We start from the raw sequence: 21497 nt of genomic DNA on the forward strand, positions 1-21497 counted from the left end.
CGCCGGAGTCGCGGCCCCGCACCCCAGATCAAGAAAAGGGATTGTTCATCTATTTTTTGCAGAAAAAAAGACATGCAAGATAAGAAAAACCCGCATGCAAGTGAGCGAAGCGAAACGGAGAGCAAATCTCTGATTTGCGAACAAGCGAGGGCTGCAAGCCCGAACCGGAGAGCAAAGCGAAGCTTTGCGAACGGGTTTTTCCTCAGCATTTGTCCAAGAGCCGAAGGCTCTTGAGACGTCTCACGAGCTTTTAGCTCGTGGACTTTTCCAGAGAGGGTGCGATTCTGCGTAGGCGAAGCCCAAATGGGCAAAGCTCATTTGGGCTAATTGGCGGTTAAATAATCTCATGTTTCCAAACCCAGCCGTACCCTTCCCAAATTGGATTCACAACCACACCGCGTAAGTCCTACTAAAAAAAAGATCAGATCCTGGTATATGTGCCGCCATACTGGTCGGTCAGGATCTTTTTATCAGCAGATAATGTGTGAGGATAGACGGTTTTGGTGTCTGTTGTGTAGGCAAACACATACTTCCCTTTGTCGTTGCCCCAGAAAATATCGACTTTCGCTGCTTCGGATGAGCCGCCCTCCGCCATCATCGCATACCCGGTGTTGTCGTCTTTGATCTCATAGATGATGTAGACCTCTTTTCCGTCAACGGTGTAAGAATCCGTGCTCTGCCAGATACCGACGATCGGGTCGGCCGTCCCGGTGCTGTTCACTGCCGGGACATCGGGGCTTATACACCCTGCGCTGGCAACAACGAGAACTGCGATGAGTCCGAGTAAGACTATCAGCTTTTTCATGCAAAGGATATCTTGCCTTTATCATATAATAAGTTCCCGCCGCATCGATAAGCAAATGCTTATGCCTTTTCCTCATGCAAATATTATCTCAATGGCTCTGGAAATAGAAATAAAAGTGAAGGTCCCTTCCCTCGACCCCATCAGGGAAAAGCTCCTGGAAAACGGCTCGGTCCTGATCGCCGAACAGGATGAACATGATCTGTATTATAATGCTCCCCACCGTGATTTTGCCGTGACCGATGAAGCGCTCAGGATCCGGTACCTGACCAACCAGACCTGCGGGAAGGCTATGCCCCCGAACGTGACCTACAAAGGCCAAAAAGTCGGCCGAGAGGGTTTCAAATCCAGAGAAGAGCTCATCGTCGATCTCTCTTCTGCCGAGGAGTACTGTCTGATCCTTGAGCGGCTCGGTTTCCGGCTGACCGCCGAGGTCGTCAAACACCGGGAGATCTATCAGTGCAAAGACGCGATCGTCACGCTGGATTATCTGCCCGGGGTCGGCACGTTCTCGGAGATCGAAGCATCCTTTGATCTTTCAGAGGAAGAAGCGATATCCGTGATCAACAAAACCGCAGAGATGGCCGGAATCGTCGGCGAACGGCTGACCAGATCCTATCTGGAGATCATGCTGGATTCCAAAAAGATCTGATTATTGGAAGATCCATTTTATGGCAGACAAAAGATCCGTGTTCGAAAACAATGACCCCGAAACGATCCGGGCAGTCATGATCAGCGAAGTCGTCCCCAAAGATCCGGACCAGGATTTTTACGCAGGACCTGACGCCGATTATGCAAAGTCGGCGGTCGCGCTGTTCCGGCAGGCCGGCGTCGATGTCTCCTCAGTCTCAGAACTCCTTGCTCGCGGGATCTATCTCACGAACGCGGTAAAAGTTCCCAAAACCGGATACGCTGTGGAACTTTCCGCGATCGAACACAGTCTGCCTCTCCTGGAAGAGGAGCTTGCGTTGTTTCCAAATGTTCAGGTGATCATGCTGATGGGCGATGTTGCAAAAAAGTCGTTCAATATGATCGCAAAAAAAGCGGCCGGCAAAAACTGCATCCCGTCCGGCGCGACCTACAAACTGCGGGCAGGCGAGTTCTATTTTGGAAACGTGCGGGTCATCCCCTCCTATATCATGACCGGCGGAAACCTTCTGATCGAAAGATCCAAGACGCAGATGATCACGGAGGATATAAAAAAGATGATGGAAATTATTCTTCCGTGACTTCGACTTCGTCCCGGGTGTTTTTGAGAACGATCTTCGGCTCATCCTCCTCTTCATCCAGCGTGATGACCGCATAATTTCCGTTGTATGCCGGGCCGGGATTCACGCAGATACGCCGTTCCAGTTCACAGATCCCTTTCTGCTCATGGATATGCCCGCAGCAGATGATGTCGAACTCTTTGACGATCTTTGCGATCGGGAACGCTCCGACATGCACATCCGGGGCGACCTCGTCCAGGGCGCCAAACGGCGGCGCGTGGGTGACGAGGATGTTCCACCGGTTCTTTCCTGTTTTGGCGGCGACTTCTTTGACGATCGCCGTCAGCTCCTCTTCGGTGTGTTCGAACGGTGTGGAAAACGGCGTGGCATTGGACCCGCCGATCCCCGAAATGGTGATATTTCCAAGATCGATGCTTTTTCTGTGGATCAAAATCGCATCGGAAGCTTCGAGGACAGGGATGATGTCCCGGTTGTCACAGTTTCCGGGAATCACGAACGTCGGGGCTGGAATATCTTCCATGAACGGTATCACGCCGTCGAGCGTCTGGCCGAGATCGGTGACATCTCCGCCGATAAGTACATAATCCGGACTCTCTCTATTGAAGATCTCATAGACGGTGTCGAACTTCCCGTGGATATCGGTGATAAACACAATGTCAGTCATTAGTTGTATATATCCCGGTCATAGGATATGAACTTTCTAAATCATGGGTCCGTGATGAGTTCGGGCAATATATCCTCCTCGGTCGGTTTAATGCTCCCTCAAACCAAATAATAGAAGGAATGGACACACCCAATACCGGACTTCTCCCGGCATCCTGTATATTCGCCGGCGAACTCACGCATGCAGCGGAAGCGGAAATCGGATTTACGACCCCGTTCGGCATCTTCTCCCCCAAAATATTTCTGATAGGCACCCTCACCGAAAAGATCCAGAGAGACGGCAAGGTCTCCTCGCTTCGCATCAGCGACCCGACCGGGGTATTTTCCTGCTCCATGAGCTGGCAGAACATCCCTCTTCTCAAAACAGCAGACGAGATCGAGGTCCCCTCGTTCGTCGCCGTATTTGGCACCGTCAGATTCCGTAAATACGCAGGCAGAACGTTTCTCGAGATCGTTCCGGAAACCATCACCCCCTCGACCCGCGAGGCCCGGGACGCCTGGATCGTAAGCACCGCCGAGTCCGCGATCCCCAGGCTCGAAAACTCCCCGCCGTCCGATCTCAGGAAAGAAGTTGCCGGAAAGATCAGCGCCGCTCTCTCCTCCGTGCGCCCGCCCGGGCCGAAAGAGGAGGTCACCAACGAAAAGATCCTCGATATCATCACCGTTCTCTCCGAAAAGAAAGGAGCCCGGATACTCGACGTCATCGCCCGTTTAAGTTCCCTCGGTCTCGACGAAAAGTCAGCGAAGATGCGTCTTGGCATGCTGATGGAAGAAGGGGAATGCTACACTCCGACGACCGAGTTCATCAAAATCGCCTGATCATGCAGCCGGAATTTTATGCAGAAGGACCCGCGGTCCTCATCGGGAGGCAGGAGCGTTCTCTGGTGATCGCCGACCCTCACTTCGGCGTCGAGGCCGACCTTCACCGGCATGGTCTGCACTTTCAGAGTTCGACCGATTCGCGTCTGGCGAGGCTGCTTGCCGTCATCGAACAGGCCGATCCCGACTACCTGATCGTGCTCGGCGATCTCAAGCATATGATCCCGTATGTCACCTACCAGGAACGGACCGAGATGCCCGAGGTCCTGAGAAAGATCCGGAGAGAGACCCAATTCCGGCTCGCTCCCGGAAATCACGACACCGGTCTTGAACAGTATCTCGAAAAGGATGAACTCCTCCCGATGAACGGGGCCCTGATCGACGGAACTGGCTATTTCCATGGCCACACGATCCCGGACCCATCTCTCCTCGGCCATTTGATTTTGTGCGGCCATCATCATCCGGTCGTGAACATCTACGATGCCGTCGGCTGTTCACTTCGCGGAACGCCGGGTTATCTGCTTGCCGAGATCGACCCTTCGGTCTGGGGACCGGTGCCGGCCGACCCGACCCGTGTCCTGCTCGTTCCGGCATTCTATGAACTTGCCGGCGGGATGGACATCCGGCTGATCCCGGGCGGCAGGATCTCTCCAATTGCCAAGGCTATTTTGACTGAAACCGCCGAGGTGTTCCTGAAAGACGGAACATACGTCGCGCCGTTTGCGGAACTCCGCCCCGATCCTCTGGAGCGAGCATGACATCCGCGATCCAGGAACTCAAAGATTCTCTTCACCCGAAACTCCGGGCCGTTTTGGAAAAGCGGGGATTCGATGAGTTCTCCGAGATCCAGATGCGTGCGGTCCCAAAACTCATCTCCGGGATCAACGCGATCCTGATCGCGCCGACCGGAACGGGAAAAACCGAGAGTGCGCTTTTGCCGGTTTTCCATCACATGCTCACCGATCCGCTGCCCGAAGGGTTTTCGGCACTCTACATCACGCCGCTTCGGTCCCTCAACCGGGACATGATGAACCGGCTGGAGTGGTGGGGGGCAGAACTCGGGCTGAAGATCTCGGTCCGGCATGGTGACACGACTCAGACCGACCGGCGAAAACAGGCGACCCATCCGCCCGATCTTTTGATCACGACGCCCGAGAGTCTGCAGGCGATGATGATGGGAAAAGTGCTCCGCAAACATCTTGCGGCAGTCCGCTACGTCATCGTCGATGAGATCCACGAGCTTGCCGACGGAAAACGCGGCGCCCAGCTCTCCGTTGCGCTCGAACGGGTCGCCGAACTCGCCGGCGAGTTTCAGCGGATCGGGATCTCGGCAACCGTCGGGAACCCCGAGGTCGTCGGCCGGTTCCTCTGCGGGAAACGTCCATGCACGATCGTGCAGGTCCCTGTCGCCAAAACCCTCGACCTTTCCGTGAAGTTTGCCGGCGAGTCGTTTGGCGACCAGACGAAGCTGATCGAAAAATGCATCGACGCCCACACCTCGACCCTTGTTTTCACGAACACCCGTAGCGTCGCCGAGGCGATAGGCCATGCTCTTCTTCCGCGGGGAGACACGGATGTTCATCACGGATCCCTTTCCCGCGAGGTCAGGATCGATGCCGAGGACAAGTTCCGTGCCGGAATGACGCGGGGCATGATCTGCACCTCCTCGATGGAGCTCGGGATCGATATCGGACAGATCGATCATGTCATCCAGTTCAACTCGCCGCGTGAGGTCGCCCGCCTCATGCAGAGGACCGGCAGAGCCGGTCATCAGATCCATGCCACCTCGAAAGGCATGATCCTTGCGACCGGGTTCGACGATATCTTAGAGTCGATGGTGATCGTCAGCAAGGCGATGAGCAATCAGCCGGAGAACATCCGCCCGCACATCAATGCGGCGGACGTGATCGCGAATCAGATAGCAGCTCTCGCAGTGGAACGCGGCGAGATCGCTATCGAAAAGATCGAGCAGATCTTTTCCCGGAGCTTCTGCTTTGAAAATGCCGGACCCCTGATCCGGGAAGTGATCGCCGGCATGGAGAAACATTACCTGATCCGGACCGAAAACGGCATGGTGATCACGAAGTCCCGGGCACGCAAGTATCTCTCGCTGAATCTTTCGATGATCGCGGATGAGAAGAAGAGCATGATCTTCGATGTGGTCTCGAGAAAACCGGTCGGGACCCTGGACGAGTCGTTTGTGATCAGCTGGATCTCGTCGGGCGCCGTGTTCGTTGCCCGGGGACGGATATGGCGGGTCCTCGACATCGATGAGGATCGGATCATGGTCGAGCCGGCGAAGAACGTGAAAGGAGAACTCCCGTCCTGGGAGGGCGAGCAGATCCCGGTGCCTTTTACGGTCGCGACCGAGGTCGGGAGACTGCGCCGTCTGCAGAACTTCGATGAGTACCGTGCGGATGAGAAGTCCGTCCGCTTTGCAAAAAAGGTCCTTTCCGAGATGAAAAAGAACCGGTCTATAACGGCGACGGACAAGCTGATCGTTCTGGAAGATTCGGACGAGGGGGTCGTGGTGAATCTGTGCGGAGGGCACAAGGTGAACGAGACGATCGGGCGGGTCCTCTCGATCCTGCTTTCTGCAAGATACGGGACGTCGGTCGGGATCGAGACGAATGCCTACCGGATCCTTCTCCGGCTCCCGCAGTTTCTGCGGGCCCCGGACGTGGAGGAGGTCCTCCTCTCTCTCGAACCGGAACATCTGGAAGCGATTTTGATCCTTGCGCTGAAAAAAACGGCTCTGTACAAATGGAAACTCGTGCAGATCGCAAAAAAGTTCGGAGCGATCGACGCGGACGCGGATTATGAAAAGATCAGTATGAACCGTCTTCTCGATCTGTTCGACGGAACAGTGATCGAGAAAGAAGCGTTCCGCGAACTGTTCTTCTCGAGCATGGATGTGGCGTCCGCGAAGACCGTTGTCGCGATGCTGAAAAACCATGAGATGGAGACGAAGACGAGCCGGCTGTCGATCATCGGAGCGGAGGGACTCTTCACGGGCCGGGATGTGGTCGTGCCGCCTGGCGAGGATCAGGCGATAATCGAGAGTGTGAAGCACAGACTCGACGAACAGGATGTGATCCTTGCCTGTATGCACTGCAGGAAATGGAAGTCGAAGACGAAGGTCGCGAGGGTCCCGGATCAGCCGGAGTGTCCGGTCTGCGGCGCCCGTCTGATCGCGGCGCTGAAGCCTTACGAGGAGCCGGCGTTTGCGGCCCTGAAAAAGAAGACCCTCTCGACGGAGGAGCGGGAGGCGGAGACCAGGATGATGCGGAACGCGAACATGGTCCTTTCGAGCGGGAAAAAGGCCGTTTTAGCACTGGCCGGCCGCGGCGTGGGTCCGGAGGCGGCGGCCCGGATCCTGAACACGTTTGCGACCGGCGATAACTTTTACCGGGAGATCCTGAAAGCGGAACGCAAGTTCGTGCAGACGCATAAATACTGGGGGTGAAGGGGGAGGGCGGTTTCCACCCGAAACCGCCGCCCTTTCAGGCTTTTGTTTCCTGCTCTCTCAATTATCTATTTGTCCCATCACCGCCAAACATATATAACCAATGCCCATAGATGCAGACATTATAAAATCCCTCCATAAATACGAAATACGTATCCTCCATGCCCTTGAGCGGATGATGAAACATTACCGCTGGGTCCCTGAAGACGATCTTCGGGCCGCCGTCAAACTCTCCCCTCCGGAAATGAAATATCGTCTCGGCAACCTCATCCACCGGGACCTCATCCGCTCCGACTCCGTCCCCTATAAAGGCTACACCCTCGTTTTCGCCGGCTACGACGCCCTCGCTTTATCCGACCTCGCCGGCAAAAAAACCATCTCCGCTCTCGGCAGCATGATCGGTGTCGGCAAAGAATCCGAGATCTACGAAGCGCTTGGTTTCGGCGTCGTTATCCTCAAACTCCATAAAGTCGGCCAGCGATCCTTCCAGACCCTCAAAACCAACCGGGAATACATGCCTGGCGAAGGACACTGTCCCTGGATATTCGCCTCCGCACGATCCGCCGAACGCGAATACGAAGCGCTCAAAGCCTTAAACGGCAAAGTCAGCGTCCCCGTCCCGATCGACATCAACCGGCATGTCATCGTCATGTCGCAGATCCCCGGCGCCAACCTCCTCCGCTGCGTTCTGGAAGACCCTGACACCATCTATGCCGACATCCTGACCGAAGTCAAAAAAGCCTACTCCGCCGGATTCATCCACGGAGACCTCTCCGAGTACAACATCATGACCGACGGCCAGCTCGTCTGGCTCATCGACTGGCCCCAGTGGATCCCCCCGACCCATCAGAACGCCGACGCGACCCTCCGCCACGACCTCGAGACCGTCATCACCTACTTCGCAAAGAAATACCAGACGACCTATGATTTAGAAGAGGCGGTACGTTTCGTAACGACCCCATGACCCAGCTTGTATTCGGTATCGACATGATCAGACGATCCGCCGGCCCCGTCTCCGACGCCGTATACGGTCTCGTCCGCGTGACCGACTCCCGGATCGAGTCCGAAGAGCGGGACCTGACCTTTTCCCGGCTCCTGCATCTCATCGAAACGGAACGCCCGGCCCTCGTCGCCGCCGGCTCACTTCAGGATGTTGCCCCCGACAACACCGCTCTTTTTCAGATAACCGACGCACTTCCCTATGAGACCAGACTTGTCAGGATCATCGGCAATGGTCCGGCCGTTTCGCTATCCCAGGCAGCTGCAAAATACAACCTCAGATTCGACAAAAGCAACCGCATGGAGGCTGCCAAGACCTCCGCGCTGATAGCATCCTTCGGCGGCGGCGAGGAGGTCAGGGTCTGGGCGGGGGAGACCTCCGTCACCGTTTCGCCGGCCCGTGCTCTGATCCGGATCCACAGGAACCGGCGTGCCAGGCGCATGCTTGGTCCGGTCATGTCCGTCTCCCGAAAGATCGAGGCCGACCTTCTGGCCAAAGGACTCATGTTCGTCTCCTCCCTCTCCCGGTCGTCCAAAGGGGACCGGGGCGCCCGGTTCACCGTCTCCGCTCCCCGTCATGAGGTCCCGGTCACCTCCGGACGATCCGGCGGCGTGAAGATCCATGTCGCCGGAACCCGCAGGGATCTCCCTGAGTTCGTCCCTCTCACGGCAAAACCGCCGTACCTGATCGTCGGGATCGACCCCGGAACGACCGTCGGGATCGCCGCGCTCGATCTTGAAGGTGATCTGGTCAGTCTTTCCAGTTCGCGTGCGCTCGGTCAGGCCGAGATCATATCCGCGATCATCTCCGTCGGACGCCCCGTTCTCATTGCGACCGACAAAGCCGAGATGCCGTTTGCAGTCGAAAAGGTCAGGCGGGCGTTTTCCGCTGCCGCCTGGACTCCTGGAAAGGATGTCCTGATCAAAGAAAAATATGATCTCGCCGAAGGGTATGACTTTTCCAACGATCATGAACGCGACGCCCTCTCGGCGGCGGTCTCTGCATACCGCAGCTATGCGAACAAGTTCGAATCGGTTCAAAAACGCGTGCCGCCGGGAACCGATATCGATCTGGTCCGCGCCGGGATCATTCGCGGCCTCTCTCTTGAGCAGATCCTCGAAACGCTGAAGCATCCAAAAGACCTGCCCGACGAACCGGTGATCATCGAAGAAGAGCCCGTCCCTGATGAAAAGGATGAGCGCATCCAAAAGCTCGAAGAATCGGTCGCCAAACTCAGAAAACTCGTCGGCAGTCTTTCTGAAGAGGTCGAGGTGAAAGACAAGGCGATCGCAGCTCTGCAAAAACGGCTGGTTCTGGAACGGGACGAGCGGGAGACGAAGATCCTCTCCTCTGCGGAGGTCTCCTCCCGGGAAGAAGAGCTCGTCCAGGTCAAAAAAGCGCTCAGGAAAGAGGAACGGCGAAGCAGAACGCTTCGGGTCCGTCTGGAACGGATGAAGCATTTCATCTCCCTGCAGGCCGGAGACGGCTGCACTGCCCTCAAAGTGCTCCAGCTTCTTGCAAAAGATCATGTGAAAAGTCTCGACGATGAGATGGGGGTCGGCGAAGAGGACATCCTGTATGTTCTCACGATCGACGGATGGGGGCGATCGGTCATCCGCGATCTTGCGGAGGCAAAGATCGGGGCGGTGATCCTGCCGCGGCTCACCTATCAGCGGGCGCAAAGCCAGCATCTGATCGAGGAGTTCCGCGAGGCGGACATTCCTATCCTGGACGGAGCGAACCTCTCGCCCCGGGTGAAGGGAAAGATCGGCGTGGTGGACACTGCGGCGTTCGAGTCTGCTCTTGCCGATTGGAAAACGACCCAGGAAGTTTACAAAAACGAGAAGAAGATCGGCGAGATCCGCGGGATGGTGGAGGAGTATCAGGTGGAACGGGTGAAGGATGTGCGGGAAAAAGGGATCGATCCGTCTCTCGTATTCGAAGTCGAGCGGCCAAAACCCGAGGTCCGCCCTGCTCCTCCTGTTCCTGAAAAACCGTCTGCCGTGTTCAGACCAAAACCTCTCCCGCCGGCAGAAAAGCCTGCCACGATAGAAAAACCCGTCTCCCGGCCCGCGGAAAGATCTGTGCCAAAACCGGGTCCGGTCCGCCCGGTCCCTTCGGCGCCCAAACCCGCAGCAAAACCTGCTCCGAAAAAGGAAAAGCCGGTGAAACGATCCGCTCCGCCCGGGCCTAAAGCCGGCTCAGCGGAAAAAATACTGTTCGGGGTGCTCTCCGAGTACCGCGAAGAGCGTAAAAAGGAGCTGAAAAAGTAATGGATGACCGTTCTCTTCTTGATTCCATCCGTCATCTGATCGGTGAAGACGAGACCGCGGACGACTGCGCCGGTTTCGACCTTTCAGACGGCAGGATCCTTGTATCCAGCACCGACATGCTGCATGAGACGACCGACTTCCCAAAAGGCATGACCGAGTTTGAAAAAGGATGGATGAGCGCCGCCGTCACGCTTTCGGATATCGCGAGCTGCGGGGCGCAGCCTATCCAGCTCCTGGTCGCGGTCGGACTGGACGACCCCGCCCGTCTCGTTCCTTTCATGGAAGGCGCCGTCGCCTGCGCAGAAAGTGTCGGGGCAAAGGTCGCCGGCGGGGATATCGACAGTCATACCGAGTTGACCGTTGTCACCACCGGGTTTGGGATCGTGGAAAGATCCTGCTGCTGCAGAAGGACCGGCGCATCGCCCGGCGATCTGGTCTGCATCACCGGGACACCGGGTCTTGCCATGGCGGCGCTCGAAGGGGACGAACGGTACCGGAAAAATCTGCTCACCCCGGTCCCGCAGGTAAAAGCCGGGCAGAAGATCGCACGCGCCAAAGCTTCCTCGATGATGGACATCTCAGACGGTCTGGCGATCTCGCTTTACGATATGGCGCAGGCGTCCGGCGTTGGATTCGTCCTCGATTCCAAGAATTTCAACCTTCCGGATGTCTGTTCCGGCTCCGCACGCGAGTATTATTTATACGGCGGCGGGGACTTCGGTCTTTTGTTCTGTATACCGCCGGCGTGTTTATCGGCTCTTGATACGGATTATACCGTCATCGGAACGGTTGTCTCAGAAAAAGGGGTGTGGTGCGACGGGGATCCTGTCGAAAAGCGGGGATATGCTCATTCCTGGTGAGAACGCACATACCGGTGGAGCATAACGCCTTTTACATCGATTCGCTCCCCGCCGTTTTCATACAGCTCAAAACCCAGATGATACACGATCAGATCGGCGTTCACGCAGGAAGCAAGCTCGATCAGCGCTGGGACGATCTCCGTTCCCGGGCGGATCGCGTAGATAACGTCTGCGGAATAGAGTGACAACGTCGGCTCGACACAGTCATCGACGACCGCAGGGACCGGGCAGCCGGGATATGCGTGGACATCCGTACACAGGATCGGCACGCCGGCAGCCTTCACGATCTCCGCTGCGACGGTTTTTCCGCCGAACCCCACCTCAACGGCTGAGCGGTAATTCGCCGCGATGTAGCGTCCGACCGCGGTCTCGATACTGTTTCTCATAGAATGAGGTACCTTTATCGCTTTGTACAGAGAAATACCTATACAAATGGGGATACATCTTTTCTGGGACAGCCGTGTTCCTGTGGGTCTTTCGCGTCCGGTCTCCGAGGAGCTCTCCGCGGTCCTTGAGATGCCGGTCTCACGGATAGATGACGGCATATTTCCGCTCGAAGGCTTCGATCCGGTACGGAATCAGTATGATGCCGTCAAGATCCTGCTGAAACTGGATATGTTTCGGCGGAGAATGCCGCAGATCTTCAAACCCGCTGATATGGATCTGGACTTTTATAACAAATTCAATCATCTCCACGAAAAGATCCTTCTGGTGACGCCGGGTGACCTCTTTGAACCGCTGGCGGACTTTGTCTTCGGCCTTGCCTACCCGAAGCTCGGGGTAGGGATCGTCTCCCCGCACCGCCTCCAGAATGAGTTTTACGGCAAATATGCCGACGACTCCGCACTGATCGACCGGCTGGTCAAGGAAAGTGCGCATGAGATCGGTCATCTGTTCGGCCTGGATCACTGCGATAATCCGGGCTGCATCATGTATTGTCCGCGCAATCTGGACGAACTGGACCGGAAACGAAAATACTTCTGCGGAAACTGCCGTGTCCGGCTCAACGGGGATACCCCGGAGGATGAACTCTTTTCATGATCCCCTGGGTGACGGTATGGGGGTACGGCTCCGAGATAAAAGCGACCCGCGACTCGCTGCTTATACGGCGCAAAGACGGTCTGACACGCTATGCTCTGGATGATATGCGGCATCTCCTGATCGCCGGCGGCCATACACTGCACACCTCCGTCCTGGAAAGGCTCGCGGAACGGGGGGTCGCGGTCTCGTTTTTCACGGCGCACGGAAAGCCGGTCGGCGGTCTCTACGGCAGAGGGGCTCCTTCACTCGCGGCAGCGCAGCGCGAGATCCCGGTCCATAAATTTGCGATGGCATCGATCCGTTCATCCCTGGACGAACGCCTCAGATACATCAACGAACTTGCGGAGTCGGATCCTGAAGGTCTCTACTTTAAAGGCGAGTTCGACATCCTGCAGGCCGCACGCGAGGAGCTTGAGTTCCTGATCACGCTGCCTGAGATCGGCCGCGCCTTTTCCCTGACGAAAACGATGTATTATGAGATCATCGGCCGCATGATCCCCAAGGAACTTGGCTACCGCCGGAGAAGCACGCCGCCGTTTACCGATCCGGTGAACGTGATGATGTCCCACGGCTATGCGGTCCTGTATGCGAACTTCGCTCTCGCCTGCACCGGAGCAGGCCTTGACCTTTCCCGCGGAGCGCTTTACGGTCAGATCGTTCCGGCGGCAGGCGGCCGCAGCGGATGTGTTCTGGATCTGATGGAACCGGCGACCGTTTCGATGGTCGACCGGGTCATCATCCGGATGGCGATGGAAGGCAGACTCAACGGGGCGTATGAACTGACGAACCGGTGTCTTCTTTCCGATGAACTCAAAGAGGAGTTCATGAAACGGCTGCATGGTTCGATCGACAGCGCACTGATCGAAGAAAACGTCAGCCGGTATGCCGAGTCAGTGAAAGACGGCCGCGAGATCCTGTTCCATTACTAAGACGGCCGAAAAAAAAGTATTAGAGTTATTTCTGTTCAGTTAAGACATCCTTGAGGCTCTCTTCAAGGAAGTCCAGACCTTTTCTGACATCATCGAGGTTTTTCCCGCCGGTCAGGATGATCTTTCCCGAAGAAAAGAGCAGTGCGACGATCTTTGGATCTTTGATCCGGTAAACAAGCCCCGGGAACTGCTCAGGTTCATACTCGATCGCTTCGAGAGAAAGGGTCGCGACGACACGGTTTAAGTTGATGAACCGTCCGATGTCGTAGGAACAGACTATGTTGGTCACGGCGACCCTTGGGACATCCAGGACCTTTACGCCGGCTTCTTTCAGAGAGGCCAGGACCTTTGCGAGCCCTTCATCGAGTGCGGCTTCATTTCTGATCCCGGTAAGCACAACTTTTCCCGAGGAAAAGATGAGCGACGCCATTTTCGGATTGTCGATACGATACACTGCACCGGGGAAACGTTTTGTATTGAGTTCACACCCGTCGATTTTTTCAGATATCTCTGCAAGATCAATCTCCTCGGCGATCACGCCGGAAGCGACGATATTTTCAATCTTCAGAGAGGAGTATGTTTTCCCATCCATCTTTAATAAATGGTGCATGCAGAAGCATAATACTTCGCGTTAGTGATGCGGGAAGTTTCGTGAAAAAATGCGCAGGGGTTTTTATAAAAACGATCCGCAGCTGATGATATGTTCGCTAGAAAAAAGGTTTTAGGATCAGGATTATTCTCAGGAATTCCTGGCATTTGCTTTTATCCGGATCCATGAAAGGAGCGGCGCTCTTCGGTATGTCCGTCGACATACCGGGCGAACCGGTTTTCCCCTATATCATGGACCGGATCGGGAACATCCCACGGCCATCCGCCAAACGCGGTCTGCCGGTAGTCACGGTAGGCATCTTTGATCTCTTCGGCGGTGTTCATGACGAAGGGTCCGTATTTTGCGATCGGTTCATTGATCGGCTCGCCCTCCAGAACCAGAAGGAGACAGGGAAGATCCCCGGCCCGGATCAAAACATCCCGGTCACCGGCCGGGGACGCACGGGTATAGGGTCGGATCTCTCTGCCGGCTATTGTCATCTTGTCCCCGCTGATGAAGTACAGGTTTCGGGAGATGGTCGGCGTGACCGCTGGAACGGTCAGCTCAGCTCCCGGATCCATTTTTATGAGCAGGATCCTGACATGATTCTCCGGGTCATTTGCCCAGGAAGCGGGCGTTGGGGCGGGAGATGTTTTCCCGTCCCAAACGCCGGCGATGATCCTGATCGTGCTTTTCCTTCCGTTTCTGTCTGTAACGCCCGCTTCCGGGATATCCTCGGCCCAAAGCATTCTGTAATGCGGCCTGGCGAACTTATCCTTTGCCGGCAGGTTGAGCCATATCTGGAACAACTCGAGCGGGTTTTCCCGGTCCTGATGAACGAGGGGAAACATCTCCGCGTGCTGACAGCCGCTTCCGGCGGTCATCCACTGGACATCACCATTACAATATCTCCCGGCAGCTCCCAGTGAATCGGCATGATCGACATATCCCTGAAGAGGTATGGTGACCGTTTCAAATCCTCTGTGGGGATGTTTGGGAAATCCCGGGACCCGCTGGCCGTGATACATCCGAAATCCGTTTTTGATGACGAAGTCATCGCCAAGATTTCTGCCGGACAATGAGACCGCCGGTCCGAGATCCCGTTCTCCTTTCGGATACTGGTCTTTGTGGTGTGCGCAGAAGAGGAACGGGTTTTCTGTTTCGAACGGAAAGCCGAGTTTCTCAATTCTGAAATCTTCTTTCTCTCTCATATCCCGTATGTGAATACAACTCCCCTATCCATTATATATGTGCGTGAGGCGGCAGAATCCCGGCGGCATCTTCGGTCGCGGATCTTAGAAATACGGCGCGTTTTTTTCATCCGGCCATCCCCTTTACCCGATCCATTCATAATTCCTCATGTCCAATATGTATCCGCGTGAGAGGGAGCACACGGCTGACGGTGGTCAATTCGAGACCGCTGAGGAAAGTCCTCCCACCGCTCAGGTACACAGCCGGACGCAAGTCCGGGTGGCGAGAGTCACAGCTCTGGAACAGAAACGACACGTCCTCTTCTGAGCAATGAAGCAGCAAAATAATCTGTTGAGCGTCGAGGCTGAGGGATCGATGGAACGGCGAATCTCTGTGGGTGCAAGTTGGAACAGGGTCGCTACGGGTGCCTGACCCAATGATCCGGGTACAACGCTTAGCCGAATGCCGTAAAAACAGGAGGAGGCTTATTACTCCGACTCACGCATCTTCTTCTTTTGGTCCGTTTCCGGTATCACTAAATAGCTTCGGCGCCGATTAAAGTCTGATTAAACATGGGAGGGAATTTTGAGTGTACTCAGTGCGGGCTCTGCTGTCTTGGGATCGGCGAGATCGTGAGGATGGACAAACAGCTGTCCCAGTACGGATTCATCGTGAAAAACGAAGTGGTCCGGGAGATGCGTCAGGCCCTCATCACGCCGGAATACCGGGATCTCTTCGACAACGATCACTCCGTCCAGGAACAAAATACATCGGCCTGTTTTTTTGTGCGGAGAAAGCCTGACGGAAAATACGTCTGCACGATCCATCCCTACCGGCTTTTCATCTGCAAAGATTATCACTGCTGCGCCGCCCGTATCTACAAAAACGGAATCGAGGCCGCCCGGGTGAAAGGCCGCGTTTCCATCGTTACGAAAGACGAGGAACTCCAGGGGATCTGGCGGGAAAACGTGCAGAAACATCCTGATCCGTCCCGTGACCACATCGAGTCCGTGCTTTCAGGACACGGCTATTCTATTCTGTTCTATGACAGTGAATGAGATCCCCGTAAAAGACGGTGTCCTCATCTGCACCGACGGAAGGACCGTCAGCCCGGAAAAATGCCGGATGTGCATGCACTCGCGCTACTTCGTCATCGGCGGAAAACAGGAAAAATCGCCGGCTCTTGCCTTCTGTCAGGTCGAACGGGTCACCAAAGTGCCCGATATCCCCCGGTCGACCGCCGTCGGCTGTGCGGAAAAGCGGGGCGACGGATTCCACAACGTCTCCAATATCTTCTCGTGAGGGTTTCAGGCGCCGGCAGGTTTCACGCCGGTGATCCGCTGGATATCGGCGCATGCCTTGTTCAGATCATCCATATAACACCCGACCGACTCTTTGAATCCGGAAAACCCGTATACGGATTTCAGTGCGAACGCAAGCGCCCGGTCCCCGTCCTCCTGGGCGATCCGCTGCAGGAAGTAGATGATCATCGGATCCCCGCCTGACTGTTTGAAGATCCTTCCCTGACGCATATGGGCATACATGTCGAAGTAGACTTTGACCGCTTCGGGTGTATCATCGATCATTTCCGCAAGTTTTACTGCCGCTTTATCCGGCGCGATCTCTTCACGGCAGACCAGTCTGGATGCAAGAAATATCTTTTCCAGCACCTCAGGGTTTTGGATCCATGCATCATGTGTCATACTTTGTATCTGGTCGGCCGGGTCTGATATATCTTTTGACTCTCGATTCGATATGCCTAAGTATTTCCCGGTGCGATGTTTATTCAATGCAGACGCTGCTTTCCACTCCCTTCAAAGCTGTCCTATTCGACATGGACAACACGCTCTATGATTTTGTGGAGGCTATGAAAAAAGGGTGCGTAGCCGCCGCCGCGTCGGTCGGGGAAGGGACCGGGGATGAACTTCTCGGCTATTATCTCCGGTGGAAGTATCACTTCGAGGACCACACCAATCTTCAGGATTATATGATGGCCCATAACCGCTTTTCCGTGGAGAAGTATTTTGAGGCGGTCGGCGTCTTTGACGAAGCGAAGATGAACAGTCTGGAACTCTATCCGGGGATCGAAGAGGTGCTTGCCGGCCTGAAGTCGGCGGGATACCGTCTTGCGATCGTTACGGATGCCTTTTCGTATGCTGCGGAGTCGCGTCTCAGCCATCTGGGTCTGCGGTCCTATTTTGATGTGATCGTCGGGTACGATACGACCGGATACAAAAAACCGCATCATGCTCCGTTCGAGTGCGCTCTGGATCTCCTGGGACTGTCCGCCCATGAAGCCGCGTATGTGGGGGATTCCATCCGGCGCGACATCGAGCCGGTGAAAGCTCTTGGGATGACGGCCGTTTATGCGAAGTACGGGGACAGGAACTTTTTCGATCATCCGTCCCTTCCCTGCCCGCAGAAAGTTCTCGTCGCTGATACGCCTTTGGCGATCCTTCGTCTCCTGCAACCATAAATATTGTAATGCTGCATAGCCAATAGTAGAAAAACATGATGCTGGATACAGGTTTTTTAAAGCGTATCGCTCCTTATATCGAACCCCTGACAAAAGAGGAACTTGCCGAATATATCGCGGAAGGCGAGGAATCGGTCCGGATCCGGGAGGCGGAGGGGGTATCTCCCGCGGAGTATCTGCAGCTGGTGGAAAATATCGGGCTGTATCTTGGCAAAACGACGGGCGCGGGTTTTGATTCCCATTATCAGAAGATCCCGCTGAGAAATGACAAGACCCTGCTCGTGATCCAGCTGCCGGGCGGCGGGAATATGAATGTGTTTCTGACGTCTGAGGGCAAGATGATCCTTGATACGGGGTACGGCTGTTATTTTAACGACTGTGAGCGGATGCTCAGGTCGGTCGGCGCAGGGGATTTTTCCGATGTGAAATTCGTGGTATGTACCCACGGGGATGCGGATCACTGCGGAGCGGCGGGACATTTCCCGGTCCTGCCTGTGATGCATCCGGTGACCAAGGCTCTTTTGGAGGATGGTTCAAGGGGGTATGCGTCGCCAAACGGCCGGGAGATCCTGGAGAAGTTCTATACGACGACGATCAATACCTACTCGCGGATGAATGTTCCGGCAACGGTGCGCTTTTGTAAAACCGAGCCGATCGGAAAACGCGGACTTTTTTCGGTTATCGATACGTTTGCGTTTGCGGATATGCGGTTTGAGGTGTGGGCAAGTCTCGGCGGCCATATCGCGGGCCAGGTCTTTTTGTATGAGCCGGATGAAGGGCTGCTTTTTACGAGTGATGCTCTGCTGAATTTTGCCACGCTGACTAAGGAACGGGCGGATTACAGTTCTATTGCCGATTCGATGATCGGTTCGGTGAATGTGAACAGTGAGACGGCCAGAATCGAGCGAAGGGAGCTTATGCGGATCGCAAAGGAGCTGGATTCTGAGCTGAAACTGACCGGCAGGCGGCTTTTGATCTGCTGCGGCCATGGGGCGGTTTCTATTTTGGATGAGAACGGGATGCTTTCGCCGTACAGCGAGCCGCTGTATTACGCGGCAGGCTCTTCCTGATCCTTTTTTTCCTGACTTTTTGTGCCGCTCTCCCGGTCCTCGTCCTGTATGGTCCATTTGTTCATATATCTTTATGCGGTTTACGGAGTTCGCCGGTTTCTGCAGTTTTTGGTAAAACATTTTATACTAATGCAACTTACTATTAGTAAGCGAGTCTGAAAAGGCCGCGAGACAGAAGCGTTGGGATCTTATGGTTCCGGCGGCCCGGGGATGTGTTCGTTTGATACGACAAATGCGCTTCCCCGGGCAGATCCGCACCATACACCACACACACCATCCACCTCCAATTTTTTCATACCAAAAAGGAATGGGACCGGGCTGAATAAGTTCCCCATGCTTATCTCCGGCGCGACCGTACGGGTCGTGCCATTCCTCCTAAATCCGATTTGTATAGTTAGATCGTTTCGCCTTCTGATCGCTTTTGAAATAGGAGTTACGCGGTTAGAAAAAATAGAAAAATTCGCCGGGAGAGGTGTGTTCACCTCTGCCCAGCGATAAAGCTCACAATCCCGTTTTTTATTTCCCGGATTCGAGAAACCCCTCAACGAGTTTCCCAAAAAGCATAATGAGAAACCCGAGGAAGATCGTGATAAGCTTCCTAAGGCGGCTGGAGATTCTCATCTCCTGCCTCCCTCAGTTCAGGGCCGGCTTCGTGTCTGCCCAGGCATCGACCGCGGCGACCGTTGCATCATCGGCATAGCCGGAAACGGTCATCGAATCGCGGTTGAAACTGATCTGGAAGGTATCGGTCCCGAGCTTTGCGGAAATGCGGACGTTCCAGGTTGCTTCGGTACCGATCTCGGTCGTCTCGGCCGTGCCGCCGTTCCCGAATGCGGTCTTGAGATCCGCACTGCCGGTGAGGGCGGTGATCGCTGCCGAATACTCGGCCCGCGTGTATGCCGTGACCTGAACCTTGCCGTTCATCTCGGAGGTGTTCGGGTCGAAGTAGCCCACATAGGTCTTGTAGGTCTGCTTCCCGAGCTCGACTTCGGCAAGGCCGAGGGGATTTTCCACGCCGGTAATTTCTGCGATGATCGCATCATACGCGGCGGCGTTCGTAAACTCTGCGGTGAAGATCCGCTTTGCGGACTTCGAGATTGCTGTCTGAATGAAATCAGCTGTCATATCGTATTCTATCCTATTATTATTGCGTCGAGGCCGCCAAAGGCGGTCGAGACGATGAGCAAATCTTTGATTTGCGAGCGGGCCGGCAACAAAGTTGACGGCATCAGCTGAGGCGGGCTGACCCGTAGGGGGCGGCCTTATCCAAGCAAGGCTTTGCCTTGCGACCAAACCGAAGGTTTGCGATTGTATCGAAGCCGGCACACGTCCGAAAGGGGTCCTCTATTCTGGGTTATTGTATCGTTATGGTATCCTATCCAGATATCGGGAGGGTATTCTTCGGCGGTGTGCCGACCTCTACTACCATATTGGAGGGGAAATGGGAAATAACGCGAGGGAAATGTCTTGATTTCTCTGTATTTGTGTTGTTTAATTCGGTTTCGTGTACGAGATTTTTTTGGTGGTACAATCCTCGCAAGGCAAAGCCTTGCTCAACTGAGGTCGTACGCTTCGCTTCCACCCCATCCATCACACGAAATGCACGAAAAGGAGGATTGGGGTGGATGTCGAAAGAGTTTATGAATCTCTGAAGAAAAAGGAGTTGGTATGAGTGTGGAAGCTTGAGAAAAAACCAAACACAAGTTTGTCCGTTCACGGTTGTTATTCTCATGTGGAAACAACGCACAAATACCTATTTTATTTGAATTATTAGTGAGATATGCAGACTCTAAACTCTCACATATACTAATTATCTGATTATTATATTAAATTGAGAACAACCCGAGATGATGGAAAACAGCACCAAGTATAATTATGAATTGATATGTGAATAATGGTGTGTAAATCGCAATCAAATTAATATGTTTGAATAAACTATTATAACAATATGGAACCTACTCAGGATAAAACATTATGCCCTTTTTATGATGGTTACTGTGTGATGGAACGCTGTAAAATTTGGGATGAAGAACATTATGACTGTTCAGTGAACGTAATCAAAGAATATTTAAGGACAATGAAAAAATGATTTATATTTTATCATATAAAGTCCTTTGATTGCCTTCATAGGTGAAGTTAGTTTTAACAACAACAATCATTTTCTTTTTTGAGGAGGAGAGTTTCATTTATCTATTGGGGATATTTCTGCCAACGAAATACTATCATGGATTTCATTACTGATGAGGTTTAATGATCTGAGACTATAACAATCTAACATATTTCCTATTATAATAATTAAATGAGTAAAAAAAAGATGTTGAAATCCTGTAACGTATGAAAAGTACCAACCGCGTTTACATGGTTGCACCTTGCTCTCCGACTCGCTTCGCGTCCGACCCGCCTCACACAAACCTTCGGTTTGGTCGCAAGGCAAAGCCTTGCTCGGCTGAGGGACCTAAAGGTCCCCGCCTCCGCTAAGACCGCCCTACGGGGCAGCCCGCCCGCTCGCAAATCAGAGATTTGCTCGGCTGAGGTCGTCGACTTCGTCGCCAACCCGCCGGATAAACCGCGGCATCACCCCCCTCTGCCCCTTCGCCGTAAGCCCGTGCCGATTCAAAGCCGTCACCACACACTGCCGCGAACAACCCTCCCGTACCGAAAGTTCCCGGACACTCAGCCCCTCATCCACCAGCCCTTTCAGCTTCGTTCGATCCAGAAGCTCCGGGAAATCGTACCAGTGTTTCATCGGAGGAGAACCTCCTCAATCACATACCTCTCCGAGATCGGCTTATCCGTAACATACCGCGAATACTCCGGTTCCGGGAGGCGTGCCTCAAGATCCTTCACATTCACCTCCTCATACTTCGTGATCCGGTCCTTGATCAGCTTCTTCGTCGCATCATAGATGAACTTCTTCGACAGAAGCTTCGACGCATTCGCCGCGGAAACAAACGCCAGCTCCGCAAACAGCTCAGGCAGCTCCTCACGAAGCAGCGGCACATTCACGGACTTGTTCCTCTTCTCCTCCCGCCGGAGAACAAACTCCGCAGACTCAAGCCCGCCGGCTCTGATCTCATCGACCGTCTCCA

23 protein-coding genes and 1 other RNA gene are annotated in these 21497 nt (G+C 54.5%); 15 read left to right on the plus strand and 9 right to left on the minus strand.

Annotated features, from left to right (window positions below):
* Positions 1-421: 421 nt before the first annotated feature.
* A complete protein-coding gene (locus H575_RS08690; protein WP_042700922.1) occupies positions 422-805 on the minus strand; it encodes a hypothetical protein in 384 nt (127 codons plus the stop codon).
* Between the two features lie 91 nt (positions 806-896).
* Here H575_RS08690 and cyaB point away from each other — a divergent pair, with 91 nt between their 5' ends.
* Together cyaB and H575_RS08700 are read left to right on the plus strand one after the other, a co-directional pair.
* Entirely contained in the window at positions 897-1454 is a 558-nt protein-coding gene (gene cyaB / locus H575_RS08695; RefSeq protein WP_042700967.1) for a class IV adenylate cyclase, read from the plus strand.
* 19 nt (positions 1455-1473) lie between these two features.
* Positions 1474-2031 carry a uracil-DNA glycosylase family protein gene (locus tag H575_RS08700; RefSeq protein WP_052320057.1) on the plus strand — a complete coding sequence of 186 codons (558 nt, stop codon included), beginning with the start codon at positions 1474-1476 and terminating at the stop codon, positions 2029-2031.
* Here the strand turns inward: H575_RS08700 and H575_RS08705 are convergent.
* The gene (locus H575_RS08705) at positions 2018-2695 is read right to left on the minus strand and encodes a metallophosphoesterase family protein (RefSeq protein WP_042700926.1); all 678 of its coding nucleotides are present in this window, start codon (positions 2693-2695) and stop codon (positions 2018-2020) included. The two genes, H575_RS08700 and H575_RS08705, sit on opposite strands and share 14 nt — an antisense overlap.
* A 119-nt stretch (positions 2696-2814) precedes the next feature.
* Between H575_RS08705 and H575_RS08710 the strand changes: the two genes are divergently transcribed.
* The 6 genes from H575_RS08710 (at position 2815) to thiL (ending at position 11112) form a co-directional block, all read left to right on the plus strand.
* Positions 2815-3513 carry a hypothetical protein gene (locus H575_RS08710; protein WP_042700929.1) on the plus strand — a complete coding sequence of 233 codons (699 nt, stop codon included), beginning with the start codon at positions 2815-2817 and terminating at the stop codon, positions 3511-3513.
* A 2-nt stretch (positions 3514-3515) separates the two neighbouring features.
* Positions 3516-4271 (plus strand): metallophosphoesterase, encoded by a 756-nt coding sequence (locus H575_RS08715; RefSeq protein WP_042700932.1) that lies wholly within the window; start codon positions 3516-3518, stop codon positions 4269-4271.
* Positions 4268-6979, plus strand: coding sequence for a DEAD/DEAH box helicase (locus H575_RS08720; protein WP_042700935.1), 2712 nt, complete (start codon positions 4268-4270; stop codon positions 6977-6979). The genes H575_RS08715 and H575_RS08720 overlap by 4 nt, the downstream gene beginning before the upstream one ends.
* Positions 6980-7082: 103 nt before the next feature.
* A complete protein-coding gene (locus H575_RS08725) occupies positions 7083-7943 on the plus strand; it encodes an RIO1 family regulatory kinase/ATPase domain-containing protein (RefSeq protein WP_042700938.1) in 861 nt (286 codons plus the stop codon).
* The gene (locus H575_RS08730) at positions 7940-10252 is read left to right on the plus strand and encodes a DUF460 domain-containing protein (protein ID WP_052320058.1); all 2313 of its coding nucleotides are present in this window, start codon (positions 7940-7942) and stop codon (positions 10250-10252) included. The genes H575_RS08725 and H575_RS08730 overlap by 4 nt, the downstream gene beginning before the upstream one ends.
* Positions 10252-11112, plus strand: coding sequence for a thiamine-phosphate kinase (gene thiL, locus H575_RS08735; protein WP_042700940.1), 861 nt, complete (start codon positions 10252-10254; stop codon positions 11110-11112). Before H575_RS08730 ends, thiL begins: the two co-directional genes overlap by 1 nt.
* Here thiL and H575_RS08740 read toward each other — a convergent pair.
* Positions 11100-11498, minus strand: a complete 399-nt coding sequence (locus H575_RS08740; protein WP_042700942.1) for a UPF0146 family protein — start codon at positions 11496-11498, stop codon at positions 11100-11102. The genes thiL and H575_RS08740 overlap by 13 nt on opposite strands.
* Before the next feature lie 46 nt (positions 11499-11544).
* Between H575_RS08740 and H575_RS08745 the strand changes: the two genes are divergently transcribed.
* The gene (locus H575_RS08745) at positions 11545-12153 is read left to right on the plus strand and encodes a hypothetical protein (RefSeq protein ID WP_042700944.1); all 609 of its coding nucleotides are present in this window, start codon (positions 11545-11547) and stop codon (positions 12151-12153) included.
* Complete coding sequence (gene cas1 / locus H575_RS08750; RefSeq protein WP_052320059.1) at positions 12150-13082, plus strand: CRISPR-associated endonuclease Cas1; 933 nt, start codon at positions 12150-12152, stop codon at positions 13080-13082. Before H575_RS08745 ends, cas1 begins: the two co-directional genes overlap by 4 nt.
* Before the next feature lie 25 nt (positions 13083-13107).
* Here the strand turns inward: cas1 and H575_RS08755 are convergent, their stop codons facing one another.
* A complete protein-coding gene (locus H575_RS08755) occupies positions 13108-13674 on the minus strand; it encodes a TATA-box-binding protein (protein ID WP_042700947.1) in 567 nt (188 codons plus the stop codon).
* Positions 13675-13844: 170 nt separating this feature from the next.
* Complete coding sequence (locus H575_RS08760) at positions 13845-14882, minus strand: pirin family protein (RefSeq protein WP_042700950.1); 1038 nt, start codon at positions 14880-14882, stop codon at positions 13845-13847.
* 169 nt (positions 14883-15051) lie between these two features.
* Here H575_RS08760 and rnpB point away from each other — a divergent pair.
* The 3 genes from rnpB to H575_RS08770 all read left to right on the plus strand — a co-directional run bounded on the left by rnpB (position 15052) and on the right by H575_RS08770 (position 16164).
* Positions 15052-15362: RNase P RNA component (gene rnpB / locus H575_RS09030), an RNA gene on the plus strand.
* Between the two features lie 72 nt (positions 15363-15434).
* A complete protein-coding gene (locus tag H575_RS08765) occupies positions 15435-15920 on the plus strand; it encodes a YkgJ family cysteine cluster protein (protein ID WP_042700953.1) in 486 nt (161 codons plus the stop codon).
* Positions 15907-16164: a hypothetical protein gene (locus tag H575_RS08770; RefSeq protein WP_052320060.1), complete on the plus strand. Its 258-nt coding sequence runs from the start codon at positions 15907-15909 to the stop codon at positions 16162-16164. The genes H575_RS08765 and H575_RS08770 overlap by 14 nt, the downstream gene beginning before the upstream one ends.
* 5 nt (positions 16165-16169) lie before the next feature.
* Here the strand turns inward: H575_RS08770 and H575_RS08775 are convergent, their stop codons facing one another.
* Positions 16170-16565 carry a hypothetical protein gene (locus tag H575_RS08775; RefSeq protein ID WP_042700957.1) on the minus strand — a complete coding sequence of 132 codons (396 nt, stop codon included), beginning with the start codon at positions 16563-16565 and terminating at the stop codon, positions 16170-16172.
* 86 nt (positions 16566-16651) lie between these two features.
* Here H575_RS08775 and H575_RS08780 point away from each other — a divergent pair, with 86 nt between their 5' ends.
* Together H575_RS08780 and H575_RS08785 are read left to right on the plus strand one after the other, a co-directional pair.
* Complete coding sequence (locus H575_RS08780) at positions 16652-17338, plus strand: HAD family hydrolase (RefSeq protein ID WP_052320061.1); 687 nt, start codon at positions 16652-16654, stop codon at positions 17336-17338.
* 35 nt (positions 17339-17373) lie between these two features.
* Entirely contained in the window at positions 17374-18408 is a 1035-nt protein-coding gene (locus H575_RS08785) for an MBL fold metallo-hydrolase (protein WP_052320062.1), read from the plus strand.
* Positions 18409-19041: 633 nt separating this feature from the next.
* On the opposite strand, the gene H575_RS09025 is transcribed toward H575_RS08785, so the two are convergent.
* The 3 genes from H575_RS09025 to H575_RS08795 form a co-directional block, all read right to left on the minus strand.
* Entirely contained in the window at positions 19042-19533 is a 492-nt protein-coding gene (locus H575_RS09025) for a hypothetical protein (RefSeq protein WP_052320063.1), read from the minus strand.
* Positions 19534-20920: 1387 nt separating this feature from the next.
* On the minus strand, positions 20921-21154 hold the full coding sequence (locus tag H575_RS08790) for a hypothetical protein (protein WP_042700960.1): 234 nt from the start codon (positions 21152-21154) through the stop codon (positions 20921-20923).
* Positions 21151-21497, minus strand: a 347-nt coding sequence (locus tag H575_RS08795) for a hypothetical protein (protein WP_081406734.1), incomplete at its 5' end; no start/stop codon positions are given. The genes H575_RS08795 and H575_RS08790, both read right to left, overlap by 4 nt.

Source organism: Methanocorpusculum bavaricum DSM 4179, assembly GCF_000430905.1.
GTDB lineage: Archaea > Halobacteriota > Methanomicrobia > Methanomicrobiales > Methanocorpusculaceae > Methanocorpusculum > Methanocorpusculum parvum.

Bases quoted from the DNA above. Each gene is read 5' to 3' on its own strand.
- H575_RS09025 (WP_052320063.1), bottom strand. From the start codon at position 19,533: ATGACAGCTGATTTCATTCAGACAGCAATCTCGAAGTCCGCAAAGCGG.
- H575_RS08710 (WP_042700929.1), top strand. From the start codon at position 2,815: ATGGACACACCCAATACCGGACTTCTCCCGGCATCCTGTATATTCGCC.
- H575_RS08700 (WP_052320057.1), top strand. From the start codon at position 1,474: ATGGCAGACAAAAGATCCGTGTTCGAAAACAATGACCCCGAAACGATC.
- H575_RS08730 (WP_052320058.1), top strand. From the start codon at position 7,940: ATGACCCAGCTTGTATTCGGTATCGACATGATCAGACGATCCGCCGGC.
- H575_RS08785 (WP_052320062.1), top strand. From the start codon at position 17,374: ATGATGCTGGATACAGGTTTTTTAAAGCGTATCGCTCCTTATATCGAA.
- H575_RS08790 (WP_042700960.1), bottom strand. From the start codon at position 21,154: ATGAAACACTGGTACGATTTCCCGGAGCTTCTGGATCGAACGAAGCTG.
- H575_RS08725 (WP_042700938.1), top strand. From the start codon at position 7,083: ATGCCCATAGATGCAGACATTATAAAATCCCTCCATAAATACGAAATA.
- H575_RS08690 (WP_042700922.1), bottom strand. From the start codon at position 805: ATGAAAAAGCTGATAGTCTTACTCGGACTCATCGCAGTTCTCGTTGTT.
- H575_RS08765 (WP_042700953.1), top strand. From the start codon at position 15,435: ATGGGAGGGAATTTTGAGTGTACTCAGTGCGGGCTCTGCTGTCTTGGG.
- H575_RS08755 (WP_042700947.1), bottom strand. From the start codon at position 13,674: ATGGATGGGAAAACATACTCCTCTCTGAAGATTGAAAATATCGTCGCT.
- H575_RS08760 (WP_042700950.1), bottom strand. From the start codon at position 14,882: ATGAGAGAGAAAGAAGATTTCAGAATTGAGAAACTCGGCTTTCCGTTC.
- H575_RS08770 (WP_052320060.1), top strand. From the start codon at position 15,907: ATGACAGTGAATGAGATCCCCGTAAAAGACGGTGTCCTCATCTGCACC.
- H575_RS08740 (WP_042700942.1), bottom strand. From the start codon at position 11,498: ATGAGAAACAGTATCGAGACCGCGGTCGGACGCTACATCGCGGCGAAT.
- H575_RS08720 (WP_042700935.1), top strand. From the start codon at position 4,268: ATGACATCCGCGATCCAGGAACTCAAAGATTCTCTTCACCCGAAACTC.
- thiL (WP_042700940.1), top strand. From the start codon at position 10,252: ATGGATGACCGTTCTCTTCTTGATTCCATCCGTCATCTGATCGGTGAA.
- H575_RS08705 (WP_042700926.1), bottom strand. From the start codon at position 2,695: ATGACTGACATTGTGTTTATCACCGATATCCACGGGAAGTTCGACACC.
- cas1 (WP_052320059.1), top strand. From the start codon at position 12,150: ATGATCCCCTGGGTGACGGTATGGGGGTACGGCTCCGAGATAAAAGCG.
- cyaB (WP_042700967.1), top strand. From the start codon at position 897: ATGGCTCTGGAAATAGAAATAAAAGTGAAGGTCCCTTCCCTCGACCCC.
- H575_RS08775 (WP_042700957.1), bottom strand. From the start codon at position 16,565: ATGACACATGATGCATGGATCCAAAACCCTGAGGTGCTGGAAAAGATA.
- H575_RS08780 (WP_052320061.1), top strand. From the start codon at position 16,652: ATGCAGACGCTGCTTTCCACTCCCTTCAAAGCTGTCCTATTCGACATG.
- H575_RS08745 (WP_042700944.1), top strand. From the start codon at position 11,545: ATGGGGATACATCTTTTCTGGGACAGCCGTGTTCCTGTGGGTCTTTCG.
- H575_RS08715 (WP_042700932.1), top strand. From the start codon at position 3,516: ATGCAGCCGGAATTTTATGCAGAAGGACCCGCGGTCCTCATCGGGAGG.